The organism is uncultured Rhodococcus sp. (assembly GCF_963525155.1).
In the GTDB taxonomy this organism is placed as follows: Bacteria; Actinomycetota; Actinomycetes; order Mycobacteriales; family Mycobacteriaceae; genus Rhodococcus_F; species Rhodococcus_F qingshengii.
On record NZ_CAURKP010000006.1, the window covers coordinates 63,115 to 80,044 of the forward strand.

General features: G+C 61.6%; 15 protein-coding genes. 10 read left to right on the forward strand and 5 right to left on the reverse strand.

Annotated features, from left to right (window positions below):
- Positions 1 to 64: 64 nt before the first annotated feature.
- On the reverse strand, positions 65 to 1,222 hold the full coding sequence (locus RWT78_RS02765; protein ID WP_037130514.1) for an acetyl-CoA C-acetyltransferase: 1,158 nt from the start codon (positions 1,220 to 1,222) through the stop codon (positions 65 to 67).
- Positions 1,223 to 1,875: 653 nt separating this feature from the next.
- Between RWT78_RS02765 and RWT78_RS02770 the strand changes: the two genes are divergently transcribed.
- Positions 1,876 to 2,256, forward strand: a complete 381-nt coding sequence (locus tag RWT78_RS02770; RefSeq protein WP_314673733.1) for a hypothetical protein — start codon at positions 1,876 to 1,878, stop codon at positions 2,254 to 2,256.
- 96 nt (positions 2,257 to 2,352) lie between these two features.
- Here the strand turns inward: RWT78_RS02770 and RWT78_RS02775 are convergent, their stop codons facing one another.
- On the reverse strand, positions 2,353 to 3,438 hold the full coding sequence (locus tag RWT78_RS02775; RefSeq protein WP_314673686.1) for an ABC transporter substrate-binding protein: 1,086 nt from the start codon (positions 3,436 to 3,438) through the stop codon (positions 2,353 to 2,355).
- Positions 3,439 to 3,492: 54 nt separating this feature from the next.
- Entirely contained in the window at positions 3,493 to 4,323 is an 831-nt protein-coding gene (locus tag RWT78_RS02780; RefSeq protein WP_314673688.1) for a siderophore-interacting protein, read from the reverse strand.
- Between the two features lie 173 nt (positions 4,324 to 4,496).
- On the opposite strand from RWT78_RS02780, the gene RWT78_RS02785 reads away from it, so the two are divergent.
- Positions 4,497 to 6,080: an AraC family transcriptional regulator gene (locus RWT78_RS02785; protein WP_007730296.1), complete on the forward strand. Its 1,584-nt coding sequence runs from the start codon at positions 4,497 to 4,499 to the stop codon at positions 6,078 to 6,080.
- A gap of 30 nt (positions 6,081 to 6,110) precedes the next feature.
- Here RWT78_RS02785 and RWT78_RS02790 read toward each other — a convergent pair whose 3' ends face one another.
- Positions 6,111 to 6,425, reverse strand: a complete 315-nt coding sequence (locus RWT78_RS02790; protein WP_037130624.1) for a hypothetical protein — start codon at positions 6,423 to 6,425, stop codon at positions 6,111 to 6,113.
- Positions 6,426 to 6,599: 174 nt separating this feature from the next.
- On the opposite strand from RWT78_RS02790, the gene RWT78_RS02795 reads away from it, so the two are divergent.
- Together RWT78_RS02795 and RWT78_RS02800 are read left to right on the forward strand one after the other, a co-directional pair.
- Positions 6,600 to 7,715: an agmatine/peptidylarginine deiminase gene (locus RWT78_RS02795; protein ID WP_037130621.1), complete on the forward strand. Its 1,116-nt coding sequence runs from the start codon at positions 6,600 to 6,602 to the stop codon at positions 7,713 to 7,715.
- Between the two features lie 36 nt (positions 7,716 to 7,751).
- Entirely contained in the window at positions 7,752 to 8,324 is a 573-nt protein-coding gene (locus RWT78_RS02800) for a TetR/AcrR family transcriptional regulator (protein ID WP_054825073.1), read from the forward strand.
- Between the two features lie 3 nt (positions 8,325 to 8,327).
- On the opposite strand, the gene RWT78_RS02805 is transcribed toward RWT78_RS02800, so the two are convergent.
- Positions 8,328 to 8,984, reverse strand: coding sequence for a TetR/AcrR family transcriptional regulator (locus tag RWT78_RS02805; RefSeq protein ID WP_003943145.1), 657 nt, complete (start codon positions 8,982 to 8,984; stop codon positions 8,328 to 8,330).
- 167 nt (positions 8,985 to 9,151) lie between these two features.
- On the opposite strand from RWT78_RS02805, the gene RWT78_RS02810 reads away from it, so the two are divergent.
- Genes RWT78_RS02810 through RWT78_RS02835 form a run of 6 tightly spaced genes read left to right on the forward strand, consistent with a single transcriptional unit; the run spans position 9,152 to position 16,929 of the window.
- Positions 9,152 to 10,540 carry an NAD(P)/FAD-dependent oxidoreductase gene (locus RWT78_RS02810; RefSeq protein WP_175280130.1) on the forward strand — a complete coding sequence of 463 codons (1,389 nt, stop codon included), beginning with the start codon at positions 9,152 to 9,154 and terminating at the stop codon, positions 10,538 to 10,540.
- Positions 10,537 to 11,691, forward strand: a complete 1,155-nt coding sequence (locus tag RWT78_RS02815) for a serine hydrolase domain-containing protein (protein ID WP_314673697.1) — start codon at positions 10,537 to 10,539, stop codon at positions 11,689 to 11,691. The genes RWT78_RS02810 and RWT78_RS02815 overlap by 4 nt, the downstream gene beginning before the upstream one ends.
- Positions 11,688 to 12,728, forward strand: a complete 1,041-nt coding sequence (locus RWT78_RS02820) for an NAD(P)-dependent alcohol dehydrogenase (protein ID WP_003942918.1) — start codon at positions 11,688 to 11,690, stop codon at positions 12,726 to 12,728. The genes RWT78_RS02815 and RWT78_RS02820 overlap by 4 nt, the downstream gene beginning before the upstream one ends.
- A 19-nt stretch (positions 12,729 to 12,747) precedes the next feature.
- Positions 12,748 to 14,409, forward strand: coding sequence for a class I adenylate-forming enzyme family protein (locus RWT78_RS02825; RefSeq protein WP_314673701.1), 1,662 nt, complete (start codon positions 12,748 to 12,750; stop codon positions 14,407 to 14,409).
- Positions 14,406 to 16,151, forward strand: a complete 1,746-nt coding sequence (locus tag RWT78_RS02830) for an amidohydrolase family protein (RefSeq protein WP_314673703.1) — start codon at positions 14,406 to 14,408, stop codon at positions 16,149 to 16,151. Before RWT78_RS02825 ends, RWT78_RS02830 begins: the two co-directional genes overlap by 4 nt.
- Positions 16,141 to 16,929, forward strand: coding sequence for an SDR family NAD(P)-dependent oxidoreductase (locus RWT78_RS02835; RefSeq protein ID WP_054188276.1), 789 nt, complete (start codon positions 16,141 to 16,143; stop codon positions 16,927 to 16,929). The genes RWT78_RS02830 and RWT78_RS02835 overlap by 11 nt, the downstream gene beginning before the upstream one ends.
- Position 16,930 lies beyond the last annotated feature (1 nt).

A 16,930-nucleotide genomic window follows, 5' to 3' on the forward strand; every position in this document is an offset into this window, starting at 1 on the left:
GTCTTACACGCGTGGATACATTGCCGGTCCCGTCGCACCCAGGTGATGACCGCAGTCGGCGATTTCAGCTCAGCCGCTCGATGATGGTGACGTTCGCGGTCCCGCCACCCTCACACATGGTTTGGAGTCCGTACCGTCCATCAATGCGGTCCAACTCGTGCAACATCGTGGCGAACAACTTGGTGCCAGTGGCCCCAAGGGGGTGGCCCAATGCGATTCCACCACCGTTGGGATTGACCCGGGAGGGATCTGCACCCGTCTCGATCAACCAGCTCAGAACTACCGAAGCGAATGCCTCGTTCATTTCTACGGTATCCATCTGGCCGATCGCCATGCCGGATTTCGCCAGTGCATACTTCGTCGCGGGTATCGGCGCCGAGAGCTGCAGCATCGGATCGTCGCCGCGCACGCTCATATGATGAATGCGCGCTCGTGGCTTCAATCCATGAACCTCGAGCGCCTTCTCGGAGACGATCAGGGCCGCTGATGCGCCGTCACAGATCTGCGAAGCCACAGCAGCCGTCAGCAACGAGCCATCCCTCAATGCGGGCAGTGCAGCCATCTGCTCCATGGATGTCTCTCGTGGGCATTCGTCAACGACGCATTGGCCCAATGACACTGTCTCACGCTCGAATCGGCCGTCTGTGATGGCAGCACGGGCACGCTGATGCGATTGCAGTGCCCATTCCTCCATGTCTTCACGGCTGATACCCCATTTCTTGGCAATCAGGTCGGCGCCGACGAACTGTGAGATTTCGGCCTCGCCGAATCGTGCTGCCCACCCCCGGGACCTACTGAAGGGCGTGTCGAATCCGTACTCGTTGCCGGCACGCATCGCCGCCGAGATAGGAATCGCGGACATGTTCTGCACACCGCCGACAAGCACCACATCTTGGGTCCCGCTCATGACCGCTTGCGCTGCGAAGTGGACGGCTTGCTGTGAAGATCCGCATTGTCTGTCGACTGTCGTTCCTGGGATGTCCAAGGGTAGGCCTGCTGAAAGCCAGGCGGTGCGGGCAATGTTGCCCGATTGCGGCCCGATAGCGTCGACACAACCGAAGATCACATCGTCGACGGCCATCGGGTCCAGTCGAGTGCGGTCGAGAATCGATGTGATCACGTGGGCCCCCATGTCCGCTGGGTGCTCTCCTGCGAGCGAGCCGTGCCGTTTACCCACCGGAGTGCGGAGCGCATCGACGACATAAGCCTGAGGTGCAACCATACGAACTCCTTCGAAATCGAGCTTTGTCGGGCTTTCGATGTCGCACACACTCTAGCGATCAAGCATTTGTTTGGTAGGTGAAACTTGATTTCGAGACCCGCAGCTACCGACACAGGATTGGTCTCCGCACTTCTATCCAACGAAATCCACTGCTGTCGCAATCATTCGACAGTTCGAGGCTCGACCCCCAAACGCGGCTTGGCTGCCCACGCCGCAGACCCCTCACGCCAGCGTGAAACGACGAAAGATGCGAGAACAGCTGCGGGAGTGCACCTCGAGCGGAACGAGCCCATCATCCAGATCCATTGCCTTCGCTGAGAAATCGTTCAGCCCGCCTTACAAACAACACCAGCTTTGTCGAGCTACACCGCAAGCCGGCTGGCCGATGGCTGGAAAGTTAGTACTTTCGGTGGAGCCCAGCACGATTGGGCTATTCACCGCCCAATACAGGCTTCGTACACCGATACGCGTTGCAGGACAACGATTCTACAAACGGTCACGCACTCAGCGATTCACGAACCGCCGCCGGCTCGAAAACTGGATCCCCTTGCGGTAATTGCGCTCCGGGTAGAGCATGGGCACCACACCGTCTTCGATTACCGGAGGTTACCGTGACGAATCTCGTACGCCGATTATCCGCCTGCGTATCCATAGTGGCCGTTTCGGTTCTCGCGCCCGCAGCCGTTGCCTCCGCGGCGGTCACCGTTCCGTTCCAAATCAACCCGGCGCCGTTCGGGAACCCAAACGGCAGCTTCGACGCACCCCCTGTCCACTGTGTGGCGGTAGTCGGCGAACAACCTGGCACGGTGACGATCACCGGCGCCAAAGACGAGCGGTGGGGTTGCATGCTTTCGACCGAAGTGCGCTGGATGAACCTCTCGACAGGAGCCTCCGGCACCGGTCGGCTTTCTGGCGACAACCAAGGAACCCCGGGAGAGGCAACCCTGCAGACTGGAGCCGGGCAAGTTGCCGTCGCCATATTGCCTGCCGCCGGACCTGTCACCCCGGGTTTCGCAACCTTCTACGTCCCATAGTCAACCCTCAAACCCGGGACACCTGCTGTACGAACGACCCGTCGCCACACAATCGTGTGGCGACGGGTGAGTGCTATCCGTTCTCCAGTTGTACGCCTACAGCTTCGCGCTGATGAGCGGCACGATATGTTCAGCCGCCCACATCGTTCCGATCGGGCCACCGCTCGTGATTGCCCACAGAACGTCGCCACCGTCGGCGGTGCGAGGAGGCAGAGCGACCCAACGACCGGAGGACACCGCTCCCAGCGCTTGGAAGAGCTTCCCGCCGGTCAGCTTGTCGAAATCCTCCTCGCTGCCGGCGGCACTGCGGCCGATCAGCAGGAAGTCCGCATCGATGTTCTCGAGAAGTTCCTCGCCGACAGTGCTTTGGGTGACGAACTCCTGTGCACGCGGGTTCTCGGCAAAACCGAGCTCGCCCAAGAAAGTTGCCGGAGCCGAATCGGGCGCTGAAAGGTACTGCAGCCCATTGCCGGTTCCGTAGAAGATCGCCCAGGTTGCGGTCAGGCCAGTGAGTTCAGGGTTCTCCTGACGCACCTTCGCAAAATACCGATCATGGTCCGCCACGATCTTTTCGGCTGCCTTCGAGAGGTCGAGTGTCTCGCCGAGTACGCGGATCGATTCCTTCCACGGCACGAGCATCCGCGACTTCGTGTCGGGGCTCGTCACCACCGGTGCGATGGAGGACAAACGTTCGTAGTAATCGCCCATCGACAAACCACCCAGGCCGTCGGCCCAGCCGACGGCGACGATGAGGTCAGGTTCGCTCGCGGCGATCGCTTCGACGGGAAGTGTGCCGCCCATCGCGAACTCGAAGGTGTCGAGATCCTCTGCGCCGTAAGGCAGCAAGTACGACTGGGAAGCCGACTCCTTGACCATCGACGAGGAGAGGACGGGTTTGACGCCGAGCGCGAGGAGCATTTCCGTGTCGACGGCATTGGGCACGATTGCGGCGATCCGCTCCGGTCGCTTCTCGAGAATACTTGTACCGTATGGCGATTCCAGGGTCAGCGGGTAAGTAGTCGTTCCTTCCGCAGCGGGAAGGGCGTTCCCCTCCGAACCGGGAGTGGACGCCGTTTTCGAGTCTTCGGCCGAGGCCGAGCACCCGGACACAAGGAGCGCTGCGGCGAGCGCGGCCCCGATCAGTCCGATGATCCGTGATCGTCTGGTGCGCAGGACTGTCATTACTGCCTTTCGGTGTTATCGAGCGCTTCGGTCTTACCGAGCGATGGAGCCGGGTCAGGAATCTGTGCGCACTGTGTCGCTGCGTTTCCAGTAGCCGGTGAAATCGATGTCGGTCTTCGCAATCCCCCGATCACGAATCAAATGACGCCGAAGCGAGCGAATCGTCGCCTGTTCGCCTGCAAGCCAAGCGAATACGCGTCCGTCAGGCCATTCGGCAGCACTGACCGCGTCGAGCAACAAAGAAGTAGTGCCGGGCTCCGCCCCTTCGCGTGGCAACCACGTGACACTCACCCCGGGCAACTCGCGCACCGATTGAATGTGAGCCGAGTCCGCAATTTCGACGAACACATGCCCCCTGGCATCGGCAGGCAATTCCTCGAGCAGACGTGCGATCGCAGGTAGCGCCGTCTCATCACCGACGACGAGCAGATACTCGCAATCTTCCGGGAGTCCCTGCGATACAGAGGGACCCGCGATGTGCATTCGGTCGCCCGGGCCGGCGTCGCGCGCCCAGGTGGTAGCAACTCCAACGCCGTGAACGACGAAATCGACGTCGAGTTCCCTTGTTCGCGGATCGTAACGGCGCACGGTGTACGCGCGGGCAAGTGGACGGCGTCCCGCTGCGAAAGTCACAGTGCCGTCGACTATCACCGGCAAGACCGGATCGGTTTCGCCAGGATAGGCGAACAACAATCGGAGGTCGTCGTCGAAGCCGGTGCTGACGAAGGCGGGCTCGGCAAAGCCGTCGGCGTTTGTGAAGGTCTCGAGCTGCGCTCCGGTGAGCGTCACTCTCCGCATGCCCGGCGTCACGTCTGTCACCCGACGTACCTCGAGTTCACGCAAGGTGACTGAGTACGCCGTTGTCGGACGGGTGTTTCGGGGCACGGAAAGACTCCTCGGAAGCGCACAGACGGGGGGGTTCGACCCACGCTCGATCACGGCGGGAGGGCCATTGAATAAAGCTAGCCTGCCCTAATCGGTTACGGTTATCCGTGCGTGCCGACTTCTTACACTCATCGGTGGCTGCGTGAGAAAGCATCTGAATCGGGAGGGCATACGTGGGACCACGGTTGGTGTTCTCCGCGGGCGAAGTCCCCGAGATCCCCGCGTCCCGACTCTCCTTGATCGCGAATGCACGTGAGCCACTGCTCTTCTGGGTACACACCGGACACGCGGAACTACAGATCGGCGACCGCACCCGCAGCGTGACCGCTGGGGCGGCAACCTGGGTGCCCGCGGGAATCGCCTACAGCATCCGAGTCGACCCGGGAGCGGTCGCGTTTCCCATTCCGATGCCCGCTGCCGACCTGCCGCCCACGTTGAACCGGATCATCGATTTCGAGATCCCGGCAGCCTGGCAGGACTGGCTCGTCCACCAGTTCGCGCACAACTTGGGATTTCTGCGCGGTGGGGCGACTGTGGGGGCCGGACTACTCGAGCTTGTCGCGGGGGCCCATTCCAACGACGCCGACGCTTCGGTGTCGTACGCCCCACCGAATTTGCCACGCTCGGCCGAGACCCTCGAGATCGCTCGCACGCTTCTACGGACGCCAGCCGACGACACGGAGCTTTCCCAGTTCGCCCGGCAACTCAAGATCGGCGTCCGCACCCTGCAGCGCCGATTCACGGAGGAGACGGGGTTGCCTTTCGCGCGTTGGCGCACCTCGGCCCGGATCGCGGCAGCAATCGCATACCTGAACTCCGGCCGCGAAATCGGATGGACGGGTGGGCAGGTCGGATTCGCGACGCCCGCGGGATTCACCCGTGCCTTCCGTGAACACACCGGTGTGACACCCAGTGACTACACACGTGCAAACCAAGGCTCAGCGCCGATCCATGAGAACGAGACCTTGGCACAGAGCGTCGCACTCTTGTCCGAGGAAGGCGCCCACTCAGGCTCGGCGCCGATACCGCCGACGATTCCCGCAAGCGGAACGTGGGCCAGGGTCAACAACTTTCACGTCATCGTCTGGATCTACCGAGGCTCCGCCCGGGTCACTTTCGGCGACCGAACCTGGAATCTGAGGCGGGGCGACGCGATGTGGCTTCCCGCGGGAGTACGCAACAGCGTCGAGATCGCGGAGGGTTCGCTTCTACTTCCGCTCGGATCCCAGCCTGGCGACTCTCCCGTCACTGCACCGCCGCCACGAGTGCTGCACTTCGCGCGCGAAGCGGAGGCGTATCTGTTGCACACGGTCGTTGCGAATTACACCCTTCTGCGCCCCGAGATCCATGACCCAGCGAGGATCTCGAGGCTGATCCGAAACAGCGCGGCGACGCGGACACCCGGCGGCCGAACCGACCCTGTCGAAACGATCCTTACCGCACTCCGCGCGGACCCCACCGATTCGCGCACGCTGCCGGAGTGGAGCGCTCGACTCGGCGTCGACGAGGGCCTGCTCCACAAACGCTTCGTAGCGGCCACCGGCCAGAGCTTCCCGCGCTGGCGCGGTCAGTTGCGGATGACCCTCGCCCGCGCTTATCTCGAGGAGGGCTTCTCGGCCGGAGAGACCGCCCGTCGACTCGGCTACGCGCACGCGTCCGGATTCACCAAGGTCTTCATCGGTGCCCACGGCATGTCGCCCCGGGACTACCAGCGCCGCGGATGGCGGGGAACGGTCGAAGGACTCATCGACTCGTGACCTTCCGTCGGATAATTCCTACAGTCCCCACTACACGAACAGTGCGGCAGCCATTCCGGCAAAAACCAGCGAGATGGCAAACAAGTAGAGACGCAGAATACTGCGGTACCTCTCGCGAGCCTGCTCCACTTCATACGAGCTACTCAACGTTCGGAAGAGAACTATGAGCATCAGAGCGACGGCGGTGAACAGGGTGACCACGATGACCCAGTCCGTCGTGGTTTCCACCGGCGCTTTGCCGTCGTCGCGAATTGCCCACTGAGCCAAAAAGTTCAGCAAGAACCCCAAGATGATGCCGAGCGAAGTCACCATCGGCTGGCGGGTATCTCGAATGTCGTCGTTCATGATCACTACTTTCTTGACTAAATTTTCAGTCAGGAGCTATTCTCTGTGCAACTAAGTCGGCGCCGGAGAAATCTGGTGCGATCGAACAGTAACTGGATGTTGCCCCGCTCGCGCGCGATGAACAGATTCCTCGAAGACCAAGCGAGCACGCGAAGAGCAGAAGGAGTCACCGCAATGCAAAGACGTCGGTTCATTCAGGCAGGCGCCGCTGCGCTCAGTGGCCTCTTTTTGGCAGGTTGCGGCGATTCCGACTCAGCCTCGGGCGGGAGCAATGGAGACGACGATCTTCGCGAGTGGGTGATGCCGGAAGAGGGTGATCCACACAAGCGCACCTGGATGGCGTTCGGTGCCAGCGAAGCGATCTGGGGAGCAGCCCTCCTGCCCGAGGTCCAGCGCAACCTCGCGACGATCGCGCAGACCATCGCGCAGTTCGAGCCCGTCTCGATGCTTGTTCGTTCCGAGGAACTGGACTTGGCTCGCTCCCTCGTCGGCCCATCGGTCGAACTGATCGCCGCGCCTCTCGACGACCTCTGGATGCGCGATACCGGCCCCGTATTCGTGAAAGGCAACGGGACCAAAGCGGGTATCGATTTCAACTTCAACGGTTGGGGCGAGAAGCAGGATTTTGATCAGGACGGCCAGGTCGCAGCTTTCGTTGCCGCCCGCGCGGGAGTCGAATCATTGCCTACCGACCTGATCCTCGAAGGCGGCGGCATCGAGGTCGACGGCGAAGGCACAGCCATCATCACCGAAAGCTGTGTACTCAACAACAACCGCAACCCGGGATGGTCGAAGTCGGACGTCGAAGCCGAACTCGGCCCCCTGCTCGGTCTCGACAAGATCATCTGGCTACCGGGAATCGCCGGCAAGGACATCACGGACGGCCACACGGACTTCTACGCCCGTTTCGCACGCCCAGGTGTCGTGGTCGCAGGCCTCGACACAGACCCGGAGTCGTTCGACCACGACGTGACCGCACGTCACCTCGAGATTCTCCAGAACGCGACCGACGCACAGGGACGGAAGCTGGAAGTGGTGGTCCTCGAGGCGCCGGTCGCGATCAGGCCCGACTTCGAATCGGACGATTTCGCAGCCGGATATATCAACTTCTACGTATGCAATGGGGCGGTCATCGCACCCGAGTTCGGTGACCCCGAGGCCGACCAGGCCGCCAGAAGTGAATTGGAGCGCCTCTTCCCCGACCGCCGTGTCGTGCAGATCAACATCGACGCCATCGCCGCGGGTGGTGGCGGCATTCACTGCACCACCCAGCAGGAACCCGCGGACTAGAAACCTGTCCCGACCACCCTCGTAGAATTCGGACTCGTGTCGAACCGCCAAACGCAAATCTTGGAAGCAGCAGTCCGCGTCATTGCCCAACATGGCGTACGCGGGCTGAGGGTGGAGACGCTCGCTGCCGAGGCCGGAGTGTCGACGGCACTCATCTACTACCACTTCCAGAACCGTGCAGGTGTGCTGCGCCGGGCCCTCGATCACATCAACGATCGCGCCGCGCTGTACACCGAAAGTGCCTTCACGGAGACAGACCCTCGTGCGCAGCTCGAGCAGATGCTCCTGCTGGAGTTTCAGAATTCCCCGAAGATTCGGGAGAACAGCATCGCCTGGGGTGAACTCCGGGCAAGCGCAGTCTTCGCCGACGAGCTGCGCGAACCCCTAAGCACCACGACGCAAGAGTGGGCAGACGACGTTGAATCCTTGATACGCCAAGCGCAGGATGCCGGGCTCGCTGATCCCAAGGCAAGCCCGGCCGACGCCGCCGAGCGACTCACCGCCCTGGTCGAGGGTCTGAGCGAACGCTGGCTGAGCGGCTCGATCCCCATCGAACGAGCCAGAGAACTGCTCACCGGCGCGATCAGTGTGGAGATCGATCCGAGCTAGCCTCTACCGCTCGCCGACGCCCTTCGATTCCGGAGACAGAGCCGGGAACCAGATGTCGGTCAGAACTTCGGCGGCCTGAATCCGCGTCACATCGATTGTCCCCTGCACGGCCCAGCGTGTGAAGAATCGCTCCAACTGACTCACGAGCAGTTCGACGCGCAACCGTGCCTCGTCGTGCTGTTCCGCCGGCCAACGGCCCAGGTACTTGGGCATGGCATTCGGTAGTTGGGTCATACCGTCTCGCGCTGTCTCGCGGAACTCCGGTTCGAGTGCCACGGCCTCGTCCCACGCCGGCAGCAGGCGTTTGTTCTCGTCGAACCAGTCGAAGGCACGCTCCAGCCAAGCCGTGAATTCCACGCGAGAGTTCGTGTCGAGAACCCGATCGAGATCGATGTAGAAAGCGAACGCACTCGCCGCCATCCCGGCCGCGCCGATCGTTTTGAGCATCTCCACCTTGCTGGCGAAATGCACGTAGAACGTGGCTCGACTGCATCCGACGACCGAGGCGATGTCGTCGACCGTGACAGCCGCGTATCCCCGTTCCTCGAACAGAGTGCGTGCGGCGTCCACGAGTTTGGCCCGCGTCGCGCGTTTCTGCTCGTCGCGAAGTGTTCCCCGCCTGTTCTTCGGGCCGTCCGTAGTCGTGCTCACGTCGCCCACCTTGCTCGCATTTCAACCTCCTGGCAAATCACCGACTCGCCGTCACCAAAAAACATTGCGTCATTCATTGACACAACGTCAGCGAGTGGCGCACTATGACTCAAGTCACTTCTCGGGATTCGATTCTTCTTCTCGCACGCCCGAGACAGAACAGAAAGCGATGGCGAATGAGCCCCTCCCCCTTGCCGAGCGTGTGCATCATCGGCGCCGGGCCCACCGGAATCACGACGGCCAAGCGAATGAAGGAATTCGGAATACCCTTCGACTGCTACGAAGCGTCCGACGAGGTCGGCGGAAACTGGTACTACAAGAATCCCAACGGGATGTCGGCCTGCTACCAGAGCCTGCATATCGACACGTCGAAGTGGCGCTTGGCATTCGAGGACTTCCCGGTCTCCGCTGACCTTCCCGACTTCCCGCACCACTCCGAACTCTTCCAGTACTTCAAGGACTACGTCGAGCACTTCGGACTGCGTGAGTCGATCATCTTCAATACCAGTGTTGTTGCAGCAGAACGTGATGCAGACGGACTGTGGACCATCACGCGCTCGGACGGCGAAGTTCGCACCTACGACGTCCTGATGGTCTGCAACGGACATCATTGGGATCCCAACATCCCGGACTACCCAGGTGAGTTCGACGGGGTCCTCATGCACAGCCACAGCTACAACGACCCGTTCGACCCGGTCGACATGCGCGGAAAAAAGGTAGTCGTGGTCGGAATGGGCAACTCCGGCTTGGATATTGCCTCCGAACTGGGCCAGAGATACCTCGCCGACAAGCTCATCGTGTCGGCTCGCCGTGGAGTCTGGGTACTGCCGAAATATCTGGGCGGAGTGCCCGGCGACAAACTGATCACCCCGCCCTGGATGCCGCGTGGTCTACGACTGTTCCTGAGTCGTCGATTCCTCGGCAAGAATCTGGGAACGATGGAAGGCTACGGTCTGCCGAAGCCGGACCACCGCCCCTTCGAGGCCCACCCGTCGGCCAGCGGCGAGTTCCTCGGACGCGCCGGGTCAGGCGACATAACCTTCAAGCCTGCCATCACCAAACTCGACGGAAAGCAGGTTCACTTCGCGGACGGCACCGCCGAGGACGTCGACGTGGTCATCTGCGCCACCGGCTACAACATCAGCTTCCCCTTCTTCAGTGATCCGAATCTGCTGCCGGACAAGGACAACCGATTCCCACTGTTCAAACGAATGATGAAGCCCGGAATCGACAACCTCTTCTTCATGGGACTCGCGCAGCCCATGCCGACGCTCGTCAACTTCGCCGAGCAGCAGAGCAAGCTCGTCGCGGCCTACCTCACCGGTAAATACCAACTGCCGTCCGCGAACGAGATGCAGGAGATCACCAAAGCCGACGAGGCGTACTTCCTCGCCCCCTATTACAAGTCACCACGCCACACGATTCAGCTCGAGTTCGATCCCTACGTCCGCAACATGAACAAGGAAATCGCCAAGGGCACCAAGCGTGCTGCGGCCTCCGGAAACAAGCTACCTGTTGCCGCGCGTGCAGCAGCACACGAACTCGAGAAGGCGGATCGCGCATGAGTCTGGTGAACGGTCACTGCGACAACGAGTTCGACGCCGTCCGCACCGCCTTCGAGGCTCAACTCGAATCCGGTGAAGAACTCGGCGGCTCCGTTGCCATCACCGTCGACGGAGAATCCGTGGTCGATCTCTGGGGCGGGTACGCCGACGAATCCCGTACCACTCCATGGGGCAGCGACACCATCGTCAACACGTTCTCCATCACCAAGACCATGACGGCCCTGTGTGCGCTCCTGCTGGTCGAACGCGGCCAATTGGACGTGTACCAGAAAGTTGCTCATTACTGGCCCGAATTTGCGGCAAACGGCAAGGAAGACATCGAAGTTCGCCACCTGCTGTCACACACGTCCGGGGTGTCCGGTTGGGAGCGCCCGATCGAACTGAAGGACATCTACGACCTCGAGGCGTCCACCGCTCGCCTCGCTACCCAGAAGCCTTGGTGGACTCCAGGTACGGCGTCGGGCTATCACGCGATCAACTACGGCCATCTCGTCGGTGAGGTCATTCGTCGCATCGACGGGCGAACTCTCGGCAGGTTCTTTGCCGAAGAGCTTTCCGGTCCACTGGGAGCCGACTTCCATATCGGCACGTCCGCAGAGCATTTCGGTCGAATCGCCACCATGGTTCCGCCACCCGCAATGGAATTCGACCTGTCCACGCTCGACCAGGACAGCATCTTCATCAAGACCCTGACCTGCCCACTGCTCGACTACCCCGAGGTCAACACCGCACCCTGGCGGGAAGCCGAGATCGGCGCAGTCAACGGCCACGGCAATGCACGTTCTATCGCCAGGATCCAATCCGCGATCTCGAACGGTGGTGTGCTCGACGGCCGGAAGCTGCTCTCGCAGAGCACCATCGACCTGATTTTCGAGATCCAAGCCGACGGTATCGATCTCGGGATCATGACACCACTCAAGTTCGGCATCGGCTACGGACTGCCACATCCGGTTACCGCGCCACTGATTCCCGACGGACGCGCCTGCTGGTGGGCAGGTATCGGCGGCTCGATGCTGGTCAACGATCTGGACCGACGGATGACCTTCGCCTACGTCATGAACAAGATGGCACCGGGTCTGATCGGATCCGACCGCAGCAACGCGTATCTCAGCGCCGCATACAACTCCGAGGTCAGCGAGGTCAGTTCATGAAGGCAGCCCAGCTCATGGGGCCCGGGCTCCTGGAAATCAACGACGTGCCGGTCCCGGAGATCGGTCCGTCGGAACTACTGATTCGGGTGGGCGCAGCGGGAATCTGCCACTCCGATCTCCATCTCCTGCACTTTCCGTACAAGATGCGCGAAGAACCGCTGACTATCGGCCACGAAATTGCCGGAACGATCGAAGCCGTCGGGAGTGGCGTCGACGGCCGTTCCGTCGGAGAGCGTGGCGTCGTCTACCTCTGTTGGTCATGTGGACAGTGCCGAGAATGCATGAGCGGCAACGAGAATATGTGCCTCGCCGCTGGACGCACCGCGATGCCGCCCTGCCCCGGGCTTGGTCCCGAAGGCGGGATGGCCGAGTACGTCAAGATCCCGGCTCGCTCATTCGTACCCATCGGAGACCTCGACTTCCTGCAGGCCGCACCTCTCGCCGATGCGGCACTGACGAGCTACCACGCCATTCGCGGTGCCCGCGAACATCTCCAGCCCGGTGCCACCGTCGTCGTGATCGGCGTCGGCGGACTCGGTCACGTTGCAGTACAGATACTTCGCGCAATCAGTGCCGTGCGCATCATCGCCGTCGATGTCGGACAGGATCAACTCGATCTCGCCAAACGTTGCGGCGCCGACATCACGCTCGAATCGGGACCGGACACCGCGCAGCACATCCTCGACCTCACATCGGCCAGAGGCGCAGAAGTCATCTTCGACTTCGTCGGTATCGACGCAACTGCACAGATGTCCGTTCAAGCGGTTGCGCCGAACGGCGCGTATCGAATGGTGGGCCTCGGAGGCGGAAACCCCGGAATCACTGCCGAAGCTGCCGGCGGACCGGGCTGGCCGTGGGGCGCATCGATCCGGAAGTCCTATGGCGGCACCAGAAACGACCTCGTCGATTCCATCGCCCTGGCACAGGCCGGTCTGGTAACGGTAGAAGTAGCCCGCTTCGACCTCGCTGATGCCCGCGACGCACTCGACCGTCTCGAACACGGCAAGGTCACCGGACGCGCAGTGCTCGTACCCTAATCTTCGAAAGGCACTTCACGTGACTACTTCCGCTGATACACAAGCATTCATCGCGTCCGTCATGGCCGGGCTGACCGGCCCCGGTGGTCCTTTCGAGATGCAAGTCGAGGATGTACTCGGCAGTTCGATGCCCGTCATGAAGAACCGCGACAAGGCACTCGGCGACGTGCTCGCTGCATCCTTCGACTACGGATTACGCGACTATCTGGTGACCAAGGACCGACGCTTCAGCTACCTCGAGCACGGCGAGGCCGTAGCAGCATTGGCGACGGCGCTGCGCGAGCGGTACGGCGTCCGCAAGGGTGATCGGGTCGGCATACTTGCTGCCAATACGCCGGAATGGGTGATGACCTTCTGGGCGGCTCAGTCCCTCGGTGCCATCGCCGTCGGATTCAACTCGTGGTGGGTGGCCCGCGAGGTGGCGTACGGCATCGATCACACCACCCCCACAGTGGTGATCGCCGACGCCAAACGCGCGCAGATTCTTTCCGAACTGAACACCGATGTTCCCGTGCTCACGATGGAAGAAGATCTACCTACCTTGATGGAGAAGTATTCGGGTTCTGCACTGCCCCGCACGTCCGTCAACGAGGACGATCCGGCCGTCATCCTGTACACGAGCGGAACCAGCGGCCGCCCCAAGGGGGCTGTTCACAGTCACCGAAACGTGTTGGCCGTCATCGACTACCACCGCTACAGCGATCGCCTCGCTGCGGCGTTCACCGGCAAACCCAGCGACGGCCGACCGAGTGACTTGCGGTATCTGCTGACCGCGCCGCTGTTTCACATTGCAAGCCTGCATAACCTGGCGATCCCACGACTCGCGACGGGCGGAGCGGTGGTCATCCATCAGGGCGCCTTCGACGTCGACGAAGTCCTTTCCCTCGTCGAACGCGAGAAGGTCACCAACTGGGCGGTCGTACCCACCATGGCAACCCGTCTCCTCGAGTGCGGCAGTCTCGAGAAGTACGACCTGACCTCACTGAGGGCTTTTGCACTCGCGTCTGCACCGTCATCTCCGGCCTTGCAGGACCGCCTGCGCGCACGCCTGCCTTTTGCGCAGCACACCTTGGTCGACAGCTACGGGCTCACCGAATCCTCCACCGGCATTTCAGTTGCCACACCACCGGAACTTGCCGCGTTCCCCGGAACTCTCGGCCGGCCGATCATCGGGGTGAGCGTGGAGGTGCGCGACCCCTTCGGTGTTGCAGTCCCCGACGGCGAGGAAGGTGAGATCTGTGCGCGCAGCGCCTATGTGATGTTGGGGTACTGGAACGACGAGACCGCGACTGCAGCCGCTATCGGTCCTGATCGATGGCTCCGAACCGGCGACTTCGGAGTGTTCGAAGATGGCCGGCTCCGCCTGACGGGCCGGCGGTCCGACCTGATCCTGCGCGGCGGCGAAAACGTCTACCCCCTCGAAATCGAGCAGACCATCGACGAGCATCCCGCCGTACTCGAATGCGCTGTGATCGGCATTGATTCGGCAGACCTCGGCCAAGAAGTTGCAGCCGTCGTCGTTTTGCGGAGTGAGGGAGCCGCCGACGAAGAAGAACTACGCGACTACGTCGCCGAACGACTGGCTTACTTCAAGGTGCCGGTGAAGTGGAAACTGAGCACAACTCCTCTGCCCCGCAATGCAACCGGAAAAACGATACGTGCAAAGGTGGTTCTCTCATGACCTACGACGCCGTGATCAACAACGGTCTGTGGTTCGACGGCACCGGGGCCAAACCAGCTGTCCGCAATCTGGGTATCCGCGATGGGTTGGTTACTGCCATCTCCCTCGATCCACTCGACGAAACCGACTGTCCCCGTGTAATCGACGCGAGGCGCAAGTGGGTGATCCCGGGCATCGTGGACATCCACACTCACTACGACGTCGAGATCCTCGAAGGCCCGGCACTGAGCGAATCTCTCAGACACGGGGTCACGTCGATCTTTGTCGGATCGTGTTCCCTGTCCACCATTCACGCCAGCCCCTCCGACGCGGGTGATCTCTTCGGCAGAGTAGAGGCAATTCCGCGTAAGCACGTCGTCGACGCACTCAACCGTGCCAAGACCTGGAACTCTGCGAGCGAGTATGTTGCTGCACTAGAGGCGCTTCCGCTAGGTCCCAACGTTGCAGCCTTCATCGGACACTCCGATATGCGGGCCGCCGAGATGGGACTGGATCGTGCTACCAGGAAGGACGTCCATCCCACAGACGCCGAACTCGCGTCGATGGAAGCACAGTTGGCCGAAGCTCTCGACGCAGGATTCGTCGGGATGTCCAGTCAGCAATTGTTGTTCGACAAACTCGACGGCGAGACCTGCCGCTCACGCACGCTGCCGTCGACGTATGCAACCACGAAAGAACGACGCCGACTCAATGCGATCCTGCGCCGTCGGGGACGGGTATTTCAGGCCGGACCTGACCTCTCCAACCCGATGAGTACCGGAGCGATGGCGTTCTCCAGCGCGGGCATCTGGCGTAAGCGACTCAAGACGAGCATGCTTTCGGCCGCCGACATCAAGTCCAACAAGTTGGCCGTGGTGATACTCGGCCCATTGGCACACTTGGTCAATCGACTCGGCGGCGACCTGCGCTGGCAGCACCTGCCAGTTCCCTTCGAGGTATATGCCGACGGCATCGACCTGGTTGTCTTCGAGGAGTTCGGATCCGGCGCTGCAGCACTGCATCTGACCGACGAGATGGAACGCAACGTCCTCATGCAGAGCGAGGACTACCGTCGACAATTCCGCAAGGACTACGACCAGAAGTTCGGTGTCAAAGTTTGGCATCGCGATTTCTTCGACGCCGAGATCGTGTCCTGCCCCGACGAATCCCTGGTCGGCAAGAGCTTCGGGCAGGTCGGCGTCGAACGTGGCGGCCTCCACCCTGTCGATGCGTTCCTGGATCTGGTCCTCGAACACGGCACGAAAGTGCGTTGGCGCACAACCATCTCGAACCACCGGCCGGAGGTTCTGGACAAGTTCGCCCAGGACAATGGCGTCCAACTCGGGTTCTCCGACGCCGGAGCGCATTTGCGCAACATGGCGTTCTACAACTTCGGCTTACGCCTACTACGACGTGTCTACGATGCCCAAAAGGTCGGCCGTCCGTTCATGACCGTCGAGGCAGCGGTGCATCGTCTCACCGGTGAACTCGCCGAGTGGTACGACGTCGATGCCGGGCACCTTCGATTAGGTGATCGCGCCGACCTGGTTGTGATCGATCCCGCTCATCTCGACGATTCGCTCGACACTTATGCGGAAAGCCCGGTTGTGGAGTACGACAACCTCTCCCGCATGGTCAATCGCAACGACCAGACCGTCACCGCAGTGTTCGTCGGCGGCGAGTACGTCTTCGGCGACGGAGAAGCAGCACCCGTTCTCGGCAACCGCCGAACCGGAAAGTTCTTGAAAGCAGGTGCCCATTAACACGTCCAGATTTGCCGGGAAAACAGCAGTCGTCACTGGAGCAGCATCAGGTATCGGTGCAGCCATCGCACTAAGGCTTATCGACGAAGGCGCACAGGTAGCTGGAATCGACATCGCTGCAGAGGGTTTGAAAGAGATAGCCTCCCAGCAGGGCGGGGCTTTCCTCGCCGTTCCCACTGACGTCACCAAGGAGTCCGATGTTGCCGAGGCCCTTGCCGCGGCGGCGGCGGAATTCGGCGGTATCGATCTGGCTTTCAACGTTGCCGGTGCGTCGAGGGTGGGGCAGATCGTCGACCTCGACGAGGCCGACTGGGACTTCACCATCGACCTGGTGCAGAAGGGCGTCTTCCTCTGCACCAAACATGAAGCGCGGCATATCCGAGAGCACGGTCGCGGTGGTGCGATAGTCAACGTGTCCTCATTGAACGCGCACGTGCCGAGCCCCTACGGGAGCGCATACGCGACAGGCAAAGCCGGAGTCGAGATGTTCAGCAAGAATGCCGCGATCGAACTGGCTGCGTCGGGGATCCGGGTCAATGCCGTTCTACCCGGCCTGGTCGACACGCCACTGGTCGCGCCGGTCATGAACTACGAACCCGCCCGCGACATGTTTCTCAGCCGAATCCCCATGTCCCGAGCAGCAACTCCCGACGAGATTGCCGGCCCCTGCCTCTATCTCGCCAGTGACGACGCCTCGTACATCACCGGAACCAGTCTGGTAGTCGACGGCGGCTGGGAGGTCTCGAACTACCCGGATCTGACGACGCTGGGCAACTAGT

Excerpts from the sequence above, each read along its gene's own strand:
- RWT78_RS02765 (WP_037130514.1), bottom strand. The coding sequence starts at position 1,222 with ATGGTTGCACCTCAGGCTTATGTCGTCGATGCGCTCCGCACTCCGGTG.
- RWT78_RS02775 (WP_314673686.1), bottom strand. The coding sequence starts at position 3,438 with ATGACAGTCCTGCGCACCAGACGATCACGGATCATCGGACTGATCGGG.
- RWT78_RS02790 (WP_037130624.1), bottom strand. The coding sequence starts at position 6,425 with ATGAACGACGACATTCGAGATACCCGCCAGCCGATGGTGACTTCGCTC.
- RWT78_RS02795 (WP_037130621.1), top strand. The coding sequence starts at position 6,600 with ATGCAAAGACGTCGGTTCATTCAGGCAGGCGCCGCTGCGCTCAGTGGC.
- RWT78_RS02810 (WP_175280130.1), top strand. The coding sequence starts at position 9,152 with ATGAGCCCCTCCCCCTTGCCGAGCGTGTGCATCATCGGCGCCGGGCCC.
- RWT78_RS02815 (WP_314673697.1), top strand. The coding sequence starts at position 10,537 with ATGAGTCTGGTGAACGGTCACTGCGACAACGAGTTCGACGCCGTCCGC.
- RWT78_RS02820 (WP_003942918.1), top strand. The coding sequence starts at position 11,688 with ATGAAGGCAGCCCAGCTCATGGGGCCCGGGCTCCTGGAAATCAACGAC.
- RWT78_RS02830 (WP_314673703.1), top strand. The coding sequence starts at position 14,406 with ATGACCTACGACGCCGTGATCAACAACGGTCTGTGGTTCGACGGCACC.